We start from the raw sequence: 16,400 nt of genomic DNA, 5'->3' as shown, positions 1-16,400 counted from the left end.
GCACGCTTGCCCCAGGGTGCTGCCGACCTGGGATTCCTAGGGTTTTCACCATGAACACTGGGTGGAACGGTGACGCGGTCCGGCTCGACGGCGTCCGCAAGGAATACGGCAAGGGCGTCATCGCTCTGGACGGGGTGACGCTGGCGTTTCCGCGCGGCGGCTTCACCGCGGTGATGGGACCTTCGGGTTCGGGCAAGAGCACTTTCCTGCACTGTGCGGCCGGGCTGGACCGGCCGACGTCGGGGTCCGTCGTGCTCGACGGGCAGGAGCTGGCCGGGATGAGCGAGACGAAGCTGACGAAGCTGCGCCGCGACCGGGTCGGCTTCATCTTCCAGGCATTCAACCTGCTTCCGGCGCTGACCGTCGAGCAGAACGTCACGCTCCCCCAGCAACTCGCCGGTGCCAAGCCGGACCGCCGTGTCGTCGAGGAGATCCTCACCCGCGTCGGGCTTTCCGGCCGCCGCAAGCACCTTCCTGGTGAGCTCTCCGGCGGCCAGGCACAACGCGTCGCGATCGCGCGGGCGCTCGTCACCCGGCCCGCGGTGGTCTTCGCCGACGAGCCGACCGGCGCCCTCGACACCCGCACCGCCGCCGAAGTCCTCGGGCTGCTGCGTTCTTCGGTCCGCACGACCGGCCAGACGGTGATCATGGTGACCCACGACCCGATGGCCGCCTCCTACGCCGACCGCGTCATCTTCCTCGCCGACGGCCGGATCGCCGACGAACTGCACGCGCCGACCGCGGACGTCGTCGCCGAGCGCATGACCCACCTGGGTGCCTGGGGCAGCCCCGCGCGGGCGGGTGCGTGATGCTGCGACTCGCCTTCCGGACCCTGCGCCTGCGCAAGGGCGGATTCATCGGCACCTTCATCGCAGTCTTCTTCGGCGCGCTGATCGTCGCCTCCTGCGGTGGCCTGATGGAGACCGGGATCCGCAGCAACGCGGAACCCCAGCGGCTCGCGGCCGCCCCGATCCTCGTCACCGGCGGGCAGACCTTCGCTCTGCCCAAGGAAGACCCGGCCTCCCTCGACGCCGACGACAGGCGCAAGTTCGAGGACGCGCGGCTCCCCGAGCGCGTCCGGCTCGACAACGGCCTGGTCTCCCGGCTGCGGTCCGTGCCCGGCGTTTCGGACGTCGTCGGCGAAGTGAGCTTCCCGCTCGCGGCGAGCGGGCGACCGGCACTGGGCCACGCCTGGGATTCCGCCGCGCTGACCCCGTACGCGCTGGTCGCGGGTGCCGCGCCCGCCGCGGGTGAGGTCGTCGTCGAGTCCGCGTCCGGGTTGAAGCCCGGCGATCTCGTCGACGTCGCCGCGCGCGGCGAGACCGAATCTTTCCGGGTCGCAGGGGTGGCGGGGGCGCCGCGGTCGATCACGCAGGCCGCCGTGTTCTTCTCCGCCACCGACGCCGCCCGGCTCTCCGGGCACCCCGGCAAGGCCGACGTCATCGGCGTCTTCACCAAGCCGGGCGCCGATCTCGAAGAGGTGCAGGCGAGCGTCGCCAAGGCCGCGGCCGGGGCGACCGTCCTGAGCGGCATCGACCGCGGCGTCGCGGAGTTCCCCGAGGCCGATTCGAGCGGTTCCAACCTGATCGTCATCGCCGCGGTGTCCGGCGGGCTCTCGGTGATGGTCGCGATGTTCGTCGTCGCGAGCACGCTGAGCCTGTCCACCCAGCAGCGTTCGCGGGAACTCGCCCTGATGCGGGCGATCGGCACGACGCCGCGCCAGCTTCGCCGGATGGTCCTCGGCGAGGCGTTGGCCGTCGGCCTGCTCGCCACCGCACTCGCCGCCGCCCTCGGGCCGCTCCTCGGCGAGTGGCTGTTCGGCCAGCTGGTCGAGAACGGTGTCGTGCCCGGGGTTCTGCGGTTCTACCAAGGCTGGCTGCCGTCGGTCGTCGGCGCGGGTGCCGCGATCCTCGCGGTGTTCATCGCCGCCTTCATGGCGGGCCGCCGGGCCGGGAAGATCCGGCCGACCGAGGCGCTCGCCGAGGCCGCGGTCACCCGCCGCTGGCTGACCCCGACGCGTTTCGTGCTCGCCGCCCTCTGCTTCGGTGGCGGTCTCGCGCTGGCCATCGTGACCGTCGCGGTGATGACCGGTCCGGTCGCGGCCAGCACCGCCGGGCCCGCGGTGATCCTGTGGGCGCTCGGCGTCGCGATGATCACCCCCGGCGTCGCGAAGGTGATGACGGCGATCCTGCGATGGCCGATGCGCCTGCTCGGCGGGATCGACGGGCACCTCGCCGTGCTCAACACCCGCGCCGGGATCGTCCGGGCGGCGGGTGCGGTCACCCCGATCATGCTCGCCGTCGGGATCGCGACCGCGAACATCTACCTGCAGACCACGCAGCAGGAGTTGGCCGACCAGGCGTTCACCGAGGACGTCCGTGCCGACGCCGTGATCGGTTCGACCGCGGGCGGGCTGTCGCCGGACCTGGTCCAGCGGATCCAGGCCGTGCCCGGGGTCGCCGGAGCGTCCGAGTACGTCACCAGCAGCGTGTTCCTCGAGGATCCGTACGACTCCTCCGACGACGGGCGCCCGGCGATCGGCCTCACCGCGTCCGGTGCGGGCGCGACGACCGACACCAAGGTGACCCAGGGAGACCTGAAGGCGCTGACCGGCAGGAGCGTCGCGCTCCCGGAGGTCTTCGCGAAGGACTTCAACCGCGGCATCGGCGACACAATGAGCCTGAGACTTGGCGACGGCGCCCCTGCCGACGTCAAGGTCGTCGCGGTGATCAGCCAGCGGCCCGGCTTCGAGAGCCTGCTGCTCCCGGCCGATCTCCTGGCCCCGCACACCACCGCCGGGCTCGCCGGGCAGCTGCTGGTCCGCGCCACCCCGGACGTCGATCCCGCGGCGCTGACCGAACGGCTTCGCGAGGTGACGGCCGGGCTGCCGGTGTCCGTCGGCGACCGGGACGCGCTCGTCGCGGCGCACGCGAAGGACCAGGCCGTCGGCGCGTGGGTGAACTACCTGCTGGTCGGGATGATCATCGCCTACACGGTGATTTCGGTGGCCAACACGCTGGTGATGGCGACCGTGCGCCGTCGCCGTGAGTTCGGGTTGCAGCGGCTCACCGGTTCGACCAGGGCGCAGGTGCTGCGGATGGCGGGCTTCGAAGGCGGGCTCGTCGCGCTGATCGGGATCGTGCTCGGCACCGTCGTCTCGGCGGGCGCGATCGTCCCGTTCTGCCTGGTGGCGGCCGATTCCCTGCTGCCGATGGGCTCGCCGCTGATCTACCTGTCCATCATCGGCCTCGCCGCGGTGCTCGCGCTGACGGCGACCCTGGTCCCGGCCTGGGCGGCCACCCGCGGTCAGGCCGTGGACGCCGCGACCACCGGCAGTGATTGACCACACCACGGCAAACACCCCGGTGGTGCACCGCGAGCCGTGTGTAAGACTCTCGGCCGTGGCGTACCCCGGGGTTGATCAAGCGGCGAAACTCGAACTGGCGAGACTGGTCGGCGAACTCGCCGTCGTGCACGGAAAGGTGACCTTGTCGTCCGGCAAGGAAGCCGACTACTACATCGATCTCCGGCGGGCGACGCTGCATCACGCGGCCGCCCCGCTCATCGGGAAGCTGCTCCGCCAGCTCACGCACGACTGGAACTACGTCGCCGCCGGCGGCCTGACCCTCGGCGCGGACCCGGTGGCGCTGGCGATGCTGCACTCCGCGGCCACCGACGGTGTCGTGCTCGACGCGTTCGTCGTCCGCAAGGGCGCGAAGGCGCACGGCATGCAGCGCCAGATCGAAGGCGTCGAGGTGCTGGGGCAGCGGGTGCTCGCCGTCGAGGACACCTCGACCACCGGCGGCAGCGTGCTCACCGCCGTCAAGGCGCTGCGCGACGCCGGGGCGAACGTGGTCGGCGTCGCGACGGTCGTCGACAGGGACACCGGAGCGCGCGAGGCCATCGAGAAGGAAGGCCTCGAATACCGTTACATTCTGAACAAGGACGATCTCGGTCTGTCCTGATTAAAGCTTCCCCAAGGGGGCATCCTCCGTGTGCGAACGGAGGATGCCCCTTTTTTCGTGAGCGATTCTCAATACGAGAGGGGTAACGTCGCAGGTAGGGGAGTGAAAGGGGGCTTGAGGTGGCGGGTTTCCTGGCGAACGTGACAGTCGCGGTACACGTTTTCGCGCTGTTGTTCATCGGATTCGGTGGTTTTCTCGCGTGGCGGTGGCCGAAGGTGATCTTCGTGCATGTGTTCTTCGCCGCATGGGGGATCCTCGTCAACGTCTTCCCCTGGCCCTGCCCGCTGACGGCGGCCGAGAACTACTTCCGCCACCAGCAGGGCCTCGGTGACCTGCCCGGCGGCTTCAACGCCTACTACCTCTACGACACGGTGTTCCCGCGCTCGATGCTGCCGGTCGTGGTCCTGATCGCGATGGCGACGGTGATCGTCTCCTACGTCGGCACGGTCCAGCGCTGGCGTCACCGCCACCACGACGGGGACGCACCGGCGCACCGCGTCAGCATGGGCTGAGTGACAATCACCGGGTGAACTCGGAAGAAGCCGGCCCCACCGAATGGGTGGCGCGGGAAGAGGTCGGCGTCGGACCGTGGGAGGGCGAGTGGCCCGCGGACGAGCGGTACGACCCCGAACTGCTGGCCAACGGCGACCGCCGCAACGTCGTCGACCCGTACCGCTACTGGCGGCGCGAGGCCATCGTGTCCGATGTGGACGCCCGGCGGCACCCCTTCCACGTGGCGATCGAGAACTTCCAGCACGATCACAACATCGGCACCGTGGTCCGGACGGCGAACGCGTTCGCCGCCGCGGCCGTGCACATCGTCGGACGGCGGCGCTGGAACCGGCGCGGCGCCATGGTGACCGACCGCTACCAGCACCTTCTCCACCACGAGGACGTCTCCGGGTTGCTGACCTTCGCCGCCGAGAAGGGGCTCGCCGTGGTCGCCGTCGACAACACCCCCGGCTCGCAGCCCGTCGAGACCGCGGAACTGCCGCGTGAGTGTGTCCTGCTGTTCGGCCAGGAAGGGCCGGGGTTGTCGGCCGAGGCGCAGAAGACCGCGTCGCTGGTCGTGTCGATCGCGCAGTTCGGCACGACGCGTTCCATCAACGCCGGCGTCGCCGCCGGGATCGTCATGCACGCCTGGGTCCGGCAGCACGCCGACCTCGCCACGGCCTGGTAACCCGGGCTAGACCGGGGCGACCTCCACCGGGATCCCGTTCAGCACGGCGTTCCCGGACGGGACGTCGAGCAGGGTCTCGTCGGCGACGAGGTTCGAGTTGACCCCGGCGTGCGCCGTCGCGACCTTCGTACGCATGCCTTCGACGTCGTGACCCCAGCCGTGCGGCATGCTCACCACGCCGGGCCGGACGTCGGCCGTGACCTCGACCGGCACTTCGAGCTTCCCCGCCCTCGACGTCACCGACGCGAGCCCGCCGTCGGTCAGCCCGAGCCGGGACGCGTCTTCCGGGTGAACCTGGACGGTGCACCGGTTTCCGCCGCGCACCAGGGGCGTCAGGTTGTGCATCCACGAGTTGTTCGAGCTCAGATGCCGCCGTCCGATGAGCAGCAGGCCGCCGTCGGGCGCCTTGCCGAGTTCCGCGCGCAGCCGCGGGACGTCCTTCGTGATCGCGTCCGGGGCCAGCTCGACCTTCCCGCTCGCGGTGCTGAGCACCTCCGGCAGCCGCGGCTTCAGCGCGCCGAGGTCGATGCCGTGCGGCGCGGCTTCGAGGTCGGCGAGTTTCAGCCCGTACGGTCCGCCGCGCAGCATCAGGTCGATCATCCGCGCCGGTCCCGTGCGGCCTTCGGCGAGCGACAGGTCGACGCCGGTGCGCCGCGCCGTCTCGGCCGCGACCATCGTGTCGAAGGCGGCGACGTCGACGTCCGGGCCCTGACCGGCGGCGATCCCGGCCATCCGCAGCAGGGTCACCCACTCCTGCGGCAGGTCCGTGTCGAGGGTCGGAGGCGTCCAGTTCGCGACGTTGCGCACGGCGAGCGTGTACAGCGCGACGTCGTAGTGCGGCCGCTCCAGCGGTGACGGTCCGGGCAGGATGACGTCGGCGTGCCGGGTGGTCTCGTTGAGATAGACGTCGAGGGAGACCATGAAGTCCAGCTGCCGCAACGCTTCCGTGAGCCGCGCGGAGTTGGGCGTGCTCAGCGCCGGGTTGCCGCTGATGGTCACCAGCGCCCGGACCCGGCCCTCGCCGGGCGTCTCGATCTCGTCCGCGAGCGTGGCCACCGGCAGCTCGCCGAGCACCTCCGGATAACCGCGCACCCGGCTCTTCCAGCGGCCGCTGGTGAACGGCGAAGACCGTCGCGGCTTCCACGCGGCGGGCAGCGGGAACATGACGCCGCCTTCGCGATCGAGGTTGCCGGTGAGCGCGTTGACGACGTCGACCAGCCAGCTCGCGATCGTGCCGTACGACTGGGTCGTGGTCCCCATCCGGCCGTAGACCGCGGCCCGCTCGGCGTCCGAGAGTTCGATCGCGATGCGGCGGATCTCGGCGGCGTCGATCCCGGTCGCGGGCGCGACCGCCTCCGGCGTGAACGGCTCCGCGAGCGCGCGAACCTCGTCGACACCGTTGACGTGCTCACCGGGACGGACGCGGTTCTCCGCGAAGAGGACGTTGACCAGCGCGAACAGGAACAACGCGTCGGTGCCGGGCCGGATCGCGTGGTGCTCGTCGGCGAGCTGGGCGGTCCGGGTGCGGCGAGGATCGAGGACGACGATCTTGCCGCCTCGTTTCTGGATCCCGCGCAACCGGCCGCGGGTGTCGGCCGCGGTCATCAGGCTTCCGTTGGACACCAACGGGTTCGCGCCCAGAATGAGCAGGTGCTCAGTGCGGTCGAGGTCGGCGACGGGAATGGTCTGCGGATCGCCGAAGAGATAGCCGGACGAGAAGTGCTTCGGCATCTGGTCGACCGTGGTCGCGGTGTAGAAGTTCTTGGTGCCCAAGGCTTTGAAGAACACGCGGCCGTAGAGCACCAGCGCCGCGTTGTGCACCGTCGGGTTGCCCGAGTAGACGGCGACGGCGTTCTTGCCGTGCTCCTCGATGATCGGCCGAAGCCGCCGGTCGATCTCGGCGAAGGCCTCGTCCCAGCCGACCTCGACGAACTCGCCGTCGCGTTTGACCAGCGGCCCGGTGAGCCTGTCGGGATCGTGGTGCAGCGCGCCGAGCGAGGCGCCCTTCGGGCAGATGTAACCCTGGGAGAAGACGTCCTCGCGGTCGCCCTGGACCCGGGTGACGAGGCTCTTCTCGTCGATCGTCACCTCCAGGCCGCAAGTGGCTTCGCAGAGCGGGCAGGTCACGTGCGCCGTGGTCATGAAGCACCTCGCGGGGTCGGGTATCGCCTTAACATACTGAGCGGTATGTCAGCGGGCAAGGGATGATGGCGCGATGACCGCACTCGCCGACCGGGCCGCGGCCGCCGAACGCGCGGTCCGCGACCGGCATCTGCGCCGGGTATGGGGACTGCCCGGGACCGTGCTCGGCCGCAGCGGCTGGCCGCCGTCGGCGGGCCAGCGTGTCCACTGGCACTGGAACTACTGGTGGCAGGCGCATCTGCTGGACACCCTCGTCGACGCGCAACTGCGGGACCCTTCGCCGGACAGGCTGAAGCTGATCGACCGGTTCGTGGCGTCGGTGCGACTGCGCAACTTCGGCAAGTGGATCAACGACTATTACGACGACATCGCCTGGCTCGGCCTCGCGCTGCAACGCGTCGGACACCTCGGGCTGGACGTCCGCGGCGGGCTGGAGCCGATCAGTTCGCGGCTGCGCGAAGGCTGGACCGACGAAGCGGGCGGCGGGATCCGGTGGCGCGTCGGCGACGACTTCAAGAACGCGCCCGCGAACGGCCCGGCCGCGATCTTCCACGCGCGCGAAGGGGCCGAACAGCACGCGCGGGGCCTGACCGACTGGATGACCGAGCGGCTCGTCGATCCGGAGACCGGACTGGTGTGGGACGGCCTCCGCGTCGGCTCCGGCGAACTGGTCAAGCACATTTTCACGTACTGCCAAGGGGTTTACCTCGGCGCCTGCCTCGAATTGTCCGAAGTGGACAGAGTGGAGCACGTGATCCACGCGGTCGCGGAGCACGTCGCGCCGAACGGGGTGATCCGGGGACAGGGAGACGGCGACGGCGGCCTGTTCGCCGGGATCCTGGCGCGCTACCTGGCGCTCGCCGCGCCGCTGCTGCCGAGCGGGGTGGCACGCGATCTGGTCATCCGGTCGGCCGACGCCTGCTGGACCGGCGCTACCGAGACACCGCACGGGCCGCTCTTCAGCGCCGACTGGGCGACTCCGGCGCCTTCGCTCCCCCTCGCCCCCGACGCTCCCGAACGCGACCTGTCCGTCCAGATCAGCGCTTGGATGCTCCTCGAAGCCGCCGCCACCCTGACCCACGCCCCGCACTGAGCCGCCTGTCCACGACCCTCGCGCGCGCTATGAAAGGCCCGTTACTTGCAAATTTTGCAAGTAACGGGCCTTTCATGTCACGCCCCGCACACCCAAAACCGCAACTAGAGGACTACTTGCGGTCAGGGGTCACCAGACGTCGCCCGAGCGCCAGTCCGCGGTGATCTCCCCGTCCAGATCCATGGTGACCCCCACCGGCAGCACATGGATCGAGCCGTCGTCCTCCTTCGTCGCCTCAACGCCCGAAGGCGTCATGGCCGACGAAGGCCCGCGCCACACCAGCCAGCCGCGCGACGCATAGAACTCCAGGGCGTCTTCGGACGCCGAAAGCGCCCCGAGGTCGTACGCCTTCCGCAAGACCAGCTCCAGCGCGTCCATCATCGCGGCGCCGTGACCACGCCGCCGGTGGTCCGACCGGACAGCCACCGCCTCGACGTACCCCGTCCGCAGTGCCCGCCCGTCGTGCATCAGCCGTCGCTGGACCAGCGACGCGTGCCCGATCAGCTCGCCGCCCTCCCAGATCAGCGTATGCATGCCGCCGAGGGCGTTCTGCCAGTCGTCTTCGCTGAAATCACCGTCGAAGGCGTCGTCGAGCAGGGCGCGTGCCGCTTTCAGCACGGCGGCGTCGAGGTCGGCGGTGTGCACGGTCCACAGCTCGGTCATTCCGCCATCTTCACCCGGCGGCGGCGTTCTGACCAGCGACTTGTGACTCAGCAGCCGCACGATTGACGGTGTATGAAGCGCGGTGCGAGCCGTACGGATTCGGGTCGTCGCTCAGGGTCGGTGATCCGGGCCAGCAGGAGTTCGACGGCCTTGCGCCCGATCTCCTCGATCGGCTGCGCCATCGTGGTCACCGCCGGGGTCACCTGGCCCGCCCACTCCATGTCGCCGTACCCGACGATCGCCAGGTCGCGCCCGATTCGGATGCCGAGCCGGTGCGCCTCGTACTGGACACCGATCATCATCGCCTCGCTCGCCACCACGAGCGCTGTCGGCGACGGCCAGCTGTCGAGCAGTTTCGCCGTCGCGGCGGCCGCCCCACCCGGCGTCGACTGCCCGCACGCGACCAGCTGCGACGTCCACCGGATGCCGGAGCGGCCGAGGCCGAGGCGGTATCCCAGCGCCCGCTCCTCGAAGGTGGCCATGTCCTCTTCGCCGGAGATGAAGCCGATCTTGCGGTGCCGCAGCCCGGCGAGGTGCCGCACGAGCGCGCACACCGCCTGGATGTTCTCGGAACCGACCTGGTCGACGTCGTTGCGCCCGGCCATCCGGTCGACGAGCACGGTCGGCACACCCATCCGGACCAGGCCGTTGATCACCGCTTCGTCACCGGCCGCCGGGACGAGCAGGACACCGTCGACGCGGTCCGCCCGCAGCGCGCGGATGACCGCGGCCTCTTCGGCGACGCTGTCCCCGGTGTCGGCGAGGGTGATCTCGCAGCCGTGACGTCGTCCGGCGCGGCGGATGGCGCGGATGAGCTCACCCGAATAGGGGTTCGCGTGCATCGCCATGGCCACCCCGAACCGGTGGGTGACAGGGGTGTCCTCCCACAGGGGTAACGCCGGCGACAATGCGGTCATCGGTCCACGCCTTCATCCGAGCTTGAATGAAGGTAACGGCTGTTGGACCCCCGCTCGGCGGCGAGACCGGAAAGTCGGCCAACAATCATCAATGTGAGTGAACATGCGCGCATCCGCAGGACGCCCGATGGCGGAGCGTAGGCGGAATCCGAATCGTCTGGGCCTTGCGTGCCGGATCGTTGATCCTGGCCAGCAACAGGCGCACTGCCTGTGTGCCGATCTCCTCGATCGGCTGCGCCATCGTGGTCAGTGGCGGATCGACCAGGTCGGCCCACTCGACGTCGTCGTAGACCACCACCGGCAGGTCGACTCCGGCGCGCAGCCCGCGTTTGCGCAGCTCGTGCAGCACCCCGACCATCATGCTGTCGTTGCCGACCACCAGCGCGGTCGGCGGCTCCGGCAGCGCGAGCAGCGTGCTCAGCGCCAGCGCGCCGCCGGCCCGCGACGACTGTCCGCACGCGACCAGGTCCTCCGACCAGGTCAAACCCGACCGGCCGAGCCCCAGCCGGTAGCCGAGGATGCGTTCCTCGCTGGTGCTCAGCCCCGCCGTGCCGCTGATCATGCCGATCCGCTGGTGCCCGAGCGACGCCAGATGCGCCGTCAGCGCGGACGTCGACTGGATGTTCTCCGCGCCGACCTGGTCGACGTCGGTCCGGGTGGAGAGCCGGTCGATGAGCACCGTCGGAACGTCCAGCGAGACGAGCTCCCCGATCACCGAACCGTCGCCGGGCGACGGCGTGATCAGCAGCCCGTCCACCCGGCGTGAGCGCAGGGTTCGCACCGTTTCACGCTCGGTGTCGACGGTGTCGTGCGTGTCCGCGAGCAAGACCGTGTAGCCGGCTGACGCGGCTTCGCGCTCGATCGCCTGGATCAGCAGGGCGAAGTACGGGTTCGCCAGCAGGGAGATCGCGACGCCGATCGACCGCGTGCCGCCGGTGACCAGGGAACGGGCGATGGCGTCCCCGGTGTAGCCGGTCTGCTCGATCGCGCGCAGGACCGCGGCCTTGGTCTCCTCGGCCACCGCTCTCGTCCCGTTGACCACGTGTGAGACCGTCGTGATCGAGACTCCCGCCAGCTCGGCGATATCGCGTTGGGTGGGGCGGGAGGAGCGTGACGGCGGCATTACCAATCCTCGATCAGGTCTGCGAGCAAGCGTTTGCGCAAACGCTTGCGAGTGAGCATAACCCTGTCTACCTTCCGGTCCATCAGGACAGCCTCGAATCGGAGGGCATCCCCCATGAGACAGCGCAGTCTCGTCGCGCTCACCCTGGTCGCCGTGCTCACGGCGACCACGGCCGGGTGCACGGTCGAACGCCACTGGGGTGGCGGATCGAACGCCGGCGGTGGCGGCAAGGCCAAGGTCGGCCTGGTCACCAAGACCGACACCAATCCCTACTTCGTCGAACTGAGAGCGGCGGCCAAGGCGGCCGCCGAAGCGAACGGCGCGGAGTTCAACGCGCTCGCCGGCCAGTTCGACGGTGACAACGACGGCCAGGTCCGGGCCATCGAGAACCTCATGCAGCAGGGTGCGAACACCATCCTGATCACGCCGAGCTCCTCGACCGGCGTCCTCGACGCCATCGACCGCGCCCGCAAGGCCGGGGTGCTGGTCATCGCGCTCGACACCGCGACCGAACCCGACACCGCCGTCGACGCCACCTTCGCCACGGACAACTTCGAGGCCGGACGTCAGCAGGGCGCGTACGTGAAGGCCGTTCTCGCGGGCAAGCCGCCGAAGCTGTTCATGGTGGACGGCACCGCCGGGTCCACAGTGGACACCCAGCGGCACACCGGGTTCCTCAAAGGCATCGGCCTGACCGACGCCTCGCCGGAGATCAAGGGCAAGACGCCCGCGAACGGCGACCAGAGCCTGGCTCAGCAGGGCGTGGAGAACCTGCTGCAGCGCACCACCGACATCAACGCCGTCTACACGATGAACGAGCCGATGGGCCGCGGCACCTACGCCGCCCTCCAGGCCCGCGGCCTGGTGAACCAGCTCGTGATGGGCTCGATCGACGGCGGCTGCGAAGGTGTCAAGAACGTCCGCGACGGCCAGTACGCCGCCACGGTCATGCAGTTCCCCAAGAAGATGGCGGAGCAGGGCGTCCTCGCCGCCGTCGAATACGCCAAGACCGGCAAGAAGCCGAGCGGGTTCGTCAACACCGGATCCGCGGTGATCACGGACAAGCCGATCCCCGGCGTGGAAAGCCAGGACACCAAGTGGGGCCTCGAGAACTGCTGGGGGACGAAATGAGCACCTTGACCCTCAAGGGCAACGAGCGGCCGACGATCGGTGAGTTCTTCCTGCGCGCACCGGCGGTCGGGCCCGCGCTGGCCCTGCTCGTCGCGATCGTGGTGTTCTCCCTCTCGACGGACACCTTCCTCGATCTCGACAACCTTTCCCTTGTGGTGCAACAGTCCCTGGTGGTCGGCACACTCGCCCTCGGGCAGACGCTGATCATCCTGACCGCGGGCATCGACCTGGCCAACGCGGCCGCGATGGTGCTCGCGACGCTGATCATGGCGAAGCTCGTCGTCGGCGGCGTTTCCGGGATTTGGGCGCTGCTGCTGGGAATCGTGGCGACGGTGGTGATCGGGATGGTCACCGGTTCGCTGGTCACCCGGATCAAACTGCCGCCGTTCATCGTCACGCTCGGCCTGCTGACGGTGCTCACCGCGGCCGCGAAACTGTTCGCGAGCGGCCAGGCCGTCCCGGTCGCCGACTCGCTGCTCAAGTGGCTCGGCACCCGCCGCTACCTGTTCGGCGGCATCCCGATCACCTACGGTATGACGCTGGCTTTGCTGATGTACCTGGCACTTTGGTACGCGCTCACGCGGACGCCGTGGGGCAAGCACGTCTACGCGGTCGGCAACGCGCCGGAATCCGCGCGGCTGTCCGGGATCAAGGTCAACCGGACGATCCTTTCGGTGTACATCGTCGCCGGGGTGATCGTCGGGATCGCGGCCTGGCAGGCGCTCGGCCGCGTGCCGAACGCCGACCCGAACGCCTTCCAGCTCGGCAACCTCGACTCGATCACCGCGGTGGTGCTCGGCGGCGCGAGCCTGTTCGGCGGCCGGGGTTCGGTTCTCGGCACGATGATGGGCGCGCTGGTCGTCGCGGTCCTGCGGTCCGGTTTGACCCAGCTCGGGGTGGACGCGCTCTACCAGGACGTCGCGACCGGTGCCCTGCTCATCGGCGCCGTCTGCGTCGACCGTTTCGCGAGGAGGCAGCAGTCATGACGACACCAACGTTGTCCGCTCAGGGACTCGTCAAACGCTACGGCCGGGTCACCGCCATCGACGGCGCCGACTTCGAACTGTTCCCCGGTGAGGTGCTTGCCGTGGTCGGCGACAACGGCGCCGGGAAGTCGAGCCTCATCAAAGCCCTTTCGGGCGCGGTGATCCCGGACTCCGGTGAGATCAAAGTGGACGGTCAGGCCGTGCACTTCAAGTCCCCTTTGGACGCCCGCCACTACGGGATCGAGACGGTGTACCAGGATCTCGCCGTCGCCCCGGCACTCGACATCGCGTCGAACATGTTCCTGGGCCGGGAAAAGCGGCGCAAGGATCTGTTCGGACAGCTGTTCAGGAAGCTGGACACCGCGACCATGCGGGCCGACGCCCAGCGGATCCTGGACGAACTCGGCATCAACATCAAATCCATCACGCAGCCGGTGGAGACGCTGTCCGGCGGGCAGCGCCAGGGTGTCGCGGTCGCGCGGGCGGCCGCGTTCGGCACCAAGGCGGTGATCATGGACGAGCCCACCGCCGCGCTCGGCGTCGCCGAATCCGGCAAGGTGCTCGACCTGATCAACCGGATCCGTGAACGTGGTCTGCCGGTGGTCCTGATCAGCCACAACATGCCGCACGTGTTCGACATCGCCGACCGCATCCACGTGCACCGCCTCGGCAAGCGTGTCGCGGTCGTCTCGCCGAAGACGCACACGATGAACCAGGTCGTCGGCCTGCTCACGGGTGCGCTGAAGCTCGGCGAGAACGGCGAAGTCGAAGAGGTGGCCGCAGCCGTGCACACGGGTCTGTAGTGCGGCGGGTGCTGCTGGCGGGCCTGTGCACCGTCGACCAGGTTCAGCGCGTCGCCGAGTTCCCGGCGCCGGGCGAGAAGGTGCGTTCGCTGTCCGTGGACGTCGCCGCCGGGGGGCCGGCGACGAACGCGGCGGTGACCGTGGCCGCGCTCGGCGCCGGGGCGACGCTCTTCACGGTCGCCGGTGCGCACCCGCTGGCGGCGCTGGCCCGCGCCGACCTCGAGGCGCACGGCGTCGACCTCGTCGACCTCGATCCAGGACGGCCCGATCCGCCCGCGATCAGCGCCATCGTCGTCCGTGACTCCGACGGGGAACGCACCGTCGTCTCGCGCAACGCCCACGCCTCTGGACACCCCACCCCGGCGCAATTCGTCCTCTCATTGCGCTCCTTGCACGCGCAACTACCGCAACCAGAGGACGAATTGCCCGGGTGTGTGCTCCTCGACGGGCACCATCCGGAGGTCGCCATGCACACGGCGCGCTGGGCGCGGGAGCGGAAGGTGCCGGTGGTGCTCGACGCCGGGAGCTGGAAGCCGGTCTTCGCCGACCTCCTGCCGCTGGTCGACATCGCCGCGTGCTCCTCGCTCTACCGCGGGGACGATCCGCGTGCGCACGGCGTGCCGGTGGTGATCACGACCGCGGGCCCCGATCCGGTGCGCTGGTCGACGGCGGACGGCTCCGGTGAGATCCCCGTTCCCGTCACCCAGGCGCGTGACACGCTAGGGGCGGGCGACGTCTGGCACGGCGCTTTCGCGTACGCGGTCGCCAGGGACACAGGGGACGTCCCCGGCTGGATCGAGTTCGCCAACGAGGTGGCCGCCGAACGGGTGCGGCATGAAGGACCGAGGTCGTGGACGGCCGCGGTCGCGAAGAAAGGACTGCCATGACAGCCATGCCTCCGGTGTTCGAGGACCTGTTGAGCAGGGCCCAGACGCTGGCGAAGCCGGGGCAGCGCAGCGTGCTCGGGATCGTCGGTGCCCCCGCGTCCGGCAAGACGACCCTGGCCTGGGGCCTGGCGAAGGCGCTGGGCACGAGGGCGGCCGTGGTCGGGATGGACGGTTTCCACCTGGCGCAGGTGGAACTGCAGCGGCTCGGCCGCGCGGAGCGCAAGGGCGCGCCGGACACCTTCGACGCCGCCGGGTATGTGCACCTGCTGCGAAGGCTCGCCGAAGGCCGCGAGACGGTCTACGCGCCCGAGTTCCGCCGTGAGATCGAGGAGCCGATCGCCGGTGCCGTCGCGGTCACGCCGGATGTCCCGCTGGTCATCACCGAGGGGAACTACCTGCTCATGCAGGACGACCCGTGGAGCGGCGTGAAGCCGATCCTCGCCGAGTCTTGGTTCCTCGCGCCGGACGAACCCGAGCGCATCGAGCGGCTCGTTTCGCGCCACCGCCGCTACGGCCGTTCGCTGGTCGACGCGCGTCGCCGCGCCCTCGGTTCCGACCAGCGCAACGCCGATTTGATCGCGTCCACCAGCGGCCGGGCCGACCTGGTCCTCGAGAATCTCCCGCTGGTTAACTTCGCCATATGAGTGGTGTTCTCCTCGTCACCGGCGGCAGCAAGGGCATCGGCGCGGCGGTCTGCGAACTGGCCGCCGCGCGCGGGTACGACGTCGTCGTCAACTACGCGGGTGATGCCGAAGCGGCCGAAGACGTCGCTTCGCGCGCCCGGAAGCACGGTGTCCAGGCGATCGCCCGGCGCGGGGACGTCGCGTCCGAAGACGACGTGCTGGCCCTGTTCGACGCGGCCGCCGGACTCGGTCCCCTCGCCGGGGTGGTCGCGAACGCGGCCATCACCGGCAACACCCCCGGCCGCTTCGACGAATACGACGTCGACGTCGTCCGTCGCGTCGTGGATGTCAACATCACGGGCGTCTTCCTGTGCGTTCGCGAGGGCATCCGCCGGATGTCCACCCGGTACGGCGGTGCGGGGGGCGCGATCGTGACGGTGTCCTCCACCGCCGCGCGGACCGGCTCGCCCGGAGAGTGGGTTCATTACGCGGGGACCAAGGCGGCGGTCGAAACGATGACCTACGGCGTGGCGCAAGAAGTCGCGCGGGAGTCCGTTCGGATCAACGCCGTCGCACCCGGGATGATCCACACCGGCCTGCACGCGGCGGCCGGGCTGCCCGATCGGATGGACCGGATCGCCCCGACCATTCCGATGGGACGGGCGGGCGAACCCGGTGAAGTCGCGGAAGCCGTGCTGTGGCTGCTTTCCCCGGCCGCGTCGTACACCACCGGGACGGTGCTGACCGTCGGCGGAGGGCGTTGACCCCCGGGGCCACGGACCGGTTACGAGCGGATATCGGGTCCGCGTGCGGTTCAGCCACGTTTTAACACGCTTTCCCGGCAGATATCACGATTCATGTGGGAAGTCGGCGGATCACCTCGTGGC

General features: G+C 69.8%; 16 protein-coding genes. 12 read left to right on the top strand and 4 right to left on the bottom strand.

Features of this window, described 5'->3' with window-relative positions:
* Positions 1–50 precede the first annotated feature (50 nt).
* The 5 genes from ACLJPX_RS19575 (at position 51) to ACLJPX_RS19555 (ending at position 5,145) form a co-directional block, all read left to right on the top strand.
* Positions 51–809 (top strand): ABC transporter ATP-binding protein, encoded by a 759-nt coding sequence (locus ACLJPX_RS19575; protein WP_410601385.1) that lies wholly within the window; start codon positions 51–53, stop codon positions 807–809.
* Complete coding sequence (locus ACLJPX_RS19570) at positions 809–3,343, top strand: FtsX-like permease family protein (RefSeq protein ID WP_410601384.1); 2,535 nt, start codon at positions 809–811, stop codon at positions 3,341–3,343. The genes ACLJPX_RS19575 and ACLJPX_RS19570 overlap by 1 nt, the downstream gene beginning before the upstream one ends.
* A gap of 58 nt (positions 3,344–3,401) precedes the next feature.
* On the top strand, positions 3,402–3,965 hold the full coding sequence (pyrE, locus tag ACLJPX_RS19565; RefSeq protein WP_101611368.1) for an orotate phosphoribosyltransferase: 564 nt from the start codon (positions 3,402–3,404) through the stop codon (positions 3,963–3,965).
* A gap of 119 nt (positions 3,966–4,084) precedes the next feature.
* Positions 4,085–4,477 carry a DUF2784 domain-containing protein gene (locus ACLJPX_RS19560; protein ID WP_410601383.1) on the top strand — a complete coding sequence of 131 codons (393 nt, stop codon included), beginning with the start codon at positions 4,085–4,087 and terminating at the stop codon, positions 4,475–4,477.
* 14 nt (positions 4,478–4,491) lie between these two features.
* Entirely contained in the window at positions 4,492–5,145 is a 654-nt protein-coding gene (locus ACLJPX_RS19555; protein ID WP_410601382.1) for a TrmH family RNA methyltransferase, read from the top strand.
* A 6-nt stretch (positions 5,146–5,151) separates the two neighbouring features.
* Here ACLJPX_RS19555 and ACLJPX_RS19550 read toward each other — a convergent pair whose 3' ends face one another.
* Positions 5,152–7,287: a molybdopterin oxidoreductase family protein gene (locus ACLJPX_RS19550; protein WP_410601380.1), complete on the bottom strand. Its 2,136-nt coding sequence runs from the start codon at positions 7,285–7,287 to the stop codon at positions 5,152–5,154.
* 73 nt (positions 7,288–7,360) lie between these two features.
* Between ACLJPX_RS19550 and ACLJPX_RS19545 the strand changes: the two genes are divergently transcribed.
* Positions 7,361–8,380: a glycoside hydrolase family 76 protein gene (locus ACLJPX_RS19545; RefSeq protein WP_410601379.1), complete on the top strand. Its 1,020-nt coding sequence runs from the start codon at positions 7,361–7,363 to the stop codon at positions 8,378–8,380.
* 129 nt (positions 8,381–8,509) lie between these two features.
* Here the strand turns inward: ACLJPX_RS19545 and ACLJPX_RS19540 are convergent, their stop codons facing one another.
* From ACLJPX_RS19540 to ACLJPX_RS19530, 3 genes are all read right to left on the bottom strand, one after another.
* Positions 8,510–9,043, bottom strand: a complete 534-nt coding sequence (locus ACLJPX_RS19540) for a GNAT family N-acetyltransferase (protein WP_410601377.1) — start codon at positions 9,041–9,043, stop codon at positions 8,510–8,512.
* A 47-nt stretch (positions 9,044–9,090) separates the two neighbouring features.
* Entirely contained in the window at positions 9,091–9,960 is an 870-nt protein-coding gene (locus ACLJPX_RS19535; RefSeq protein WP_168214444.1) for a LacI family DNA-binding transcriptional regulator, read from the bottom strand.
* 88 nt (positions 9,961–10,048) lie between these two features.
* Positions 10,049–11,083, bottom strand: a complete 1,035-nt coding sequence (locus ACLJPX_RS19530; protein ID WP_410601376.1) for a LacI family DNA-binding transcriptional regulator — start codon at positions 11,081–11,083, stop codon at positions 10,049–10,051.
* Between the two features lie 114 nt (positions 11,084–11,197).
* Here ACLJPX_RS19530 and ACLJPX_RS19525 point away from each other — a divergent pair, with 114 nt between their 5' ends.
* The 6 genes from ACLJPX_RS19525 to ACLJPX_RS19500 are packed head-to-tail and all read left to right on the top strand — an operon-like array spanning position 11,198 to position 16,277.
* Complete coding sequence (locus ACLJPX_RS19525) at positions 11,198–12,214, top strand: substrate-binding domain-containing protein (RefSeq protein ID WP_410601375.1); 1,017 nt, start codon at positions 11,198–11,200, stop codon at positions 12,212–12,214.
* A complete protein-coding gene (locus ACLJPX_RS19520) occupies positions 12,211–13,200 on the top strand; it encodes an ABC transporter permease (protein ID WP_101611359.1) in 990 nt (329 codons plus the stop codon). Before ACLJPX_RS19525 ends, ACLJPX_RS19520 begins: the two co-directional genes overlap by 4 nt.
* Positions 13,197–14,003: an ATP-binding cassette domain-containing protein gene (locus ACLJPX_RS19515; protein ID WP_410601374.1), complete on the top strand. Its 807-nt coding sequence runs from the start codon at positions 13,197–13,199 to the stop codon at positions 14,001–14,003. The genes ACLJPX_RS19520 and ACLJPX_RS19515 overlap by 4 nt, the downstream gene beginning before the upstream one ends.
* Before the next feature lie 8 nt (positions 14,004–14,011).
* Positions 14,012–14,890 (top strand): PfkB family carbohydrate kinase, encoded by an 879-nt coding sequence (locus ACLJPX_RS19510; protein WP_410601373.1) that lies wholly within the window; start codon positions 14,012–14,014, stop codon positions 14,888–14,890.
* Positions 14,887–15,534 (top strand): nucleoside/nucleotide kinase family protein, encoded by a 648-nt coding sequence (locus ACLJPX_RS19505; RefSeq protein ID WP_076156365.1) that lies wholly within the window; start codon positions 14,887–14,889, stop codon positions 15,532–15,534. The genes ACLJPX_RS19510 and ACLJPX_RS19505 overlap by 4 nt, the downstream gene beginning before the upstream one ends.
* Positions 15,531–16,277 carry an SDR family oxidoreductase gene (locus tag ACLJPX_RS19500; protein ID WP_101611357.1) on the top strand — a complete coding sequence of 249 codons (747 nt, stop codon included), beginning with the start codon at positions 15,531–15,533 and terminating at the stop codon, positions 16,275–16,277. The genes ACLJPX_RS19505 and ACLJPX_RS19500 overlap by 4 nt, the downstream gene beginning before the upstream one ends.
* The last annotated feature ends 123 nt before the right edge of the window (positions 16,278–16,400 follow it).

Origin of the sequence: Amycolatopsis sp. lyj-90, assembly GCF_046549035.1 — a bacterium.
Lineage (GTDB): Bacteria > Actinomycetota > Actinomycetes > Mycobacteriales > Pseudonocardiaceae > Amycolatopsis.
The sequence above is the reverse complement of the archived record's forward strand: the minus strand, read 5'-3'. Positions and strand labels throughout refer to the sequence as shown.

Bases quoted from the DNA above. Each gene is read 5' to 3' on its own strand.
- ACLJPX_RS19500 (WP_101611357.1), top strand. From the start codon at position 15,531: ATGAGTGGTGTTCTCCTCGTCACCGGCGGCAGCAAGGGCATCGGCGCG.
- ACLJPX_RS19520 (WP_101611359.1), top strand. From the start codon at position 12,211: ATGAGCACCTTGACCCTCAAGGGCAACGAGCGGCCGACGATCGGTGAG.
- ACLJPX_RS19525 (WP_410601375.1), top strand. From the start codon at position 11,198: ATGAGACAGCGCAGTCTCGTCGCGCTCACCCTGGTCGCCGTGCTCACG.
- ACLJPX_RS19570 (WP_410601384.1), top strand. From the start codon at position 809: ATGCTGCGACTCGCCTTCCGGACCCTGCGCCTGCGCAAGGGCGGATTC.
- ACLJPX_RS19515 (WP_410601374.1), top strand. From the start codon at position 13,197: ATGACGACACCAACGTTGTCCGCTCAGGGACTCGTCAAACGCTACGGC.
- ACLJPX_RS19505 (WP_076156365.1), top strand. From the start codon at position 14,887: ATGACAGCCATGCCTCCGGTGTTCGAGGACCTGTTGAGCAGGGCCCAG.
- ACLJPX_RS19530 (WP_410601376.1), bottom strand. From the start codon at position 11,083: ATGCCGCCGTCACGCTCCTCCCGCCCCACCCAACGCGATATCGCCGAG.
- ACLJPX_RS19540 (WP_410601377.1), bottom strand. From the start codon at position 9,043: ATGACCGAGCTGTGGACCGTGCACACCGCCGACCTCGACGCCGCCGTG.
- ACLJPX_RS19575 (WP_410601385.1), top strand. From the start codon at position 51: ATGAACACTGGGTGGAACGGTGACGCGGTCCGGCTCGACGGCGTCCGC.
- ACLJPX_RS19550 (WP_410601380.1), bottom strand. From the start codon at position 7,287: ATGACCACGGCGCACGTGACCTGCCCGCTCTGCGAAGCCACTTGCGGC.
- ACLJPX_RS19545 (WP_410601379.1), top strand. From the start codon at position 7,361: ATGACCGCACTCGCCGACCGGGCCGCGGCCGCCGAACGCGCGGTCCGC.
- ACLJPX_RS19535 (WP_168214444.1), bottom strand. From the start codon at position 9,960: ATGACCGCATTGTCGCCGGCGTTACCCCTGTGGGAGGACACCCCTGTC.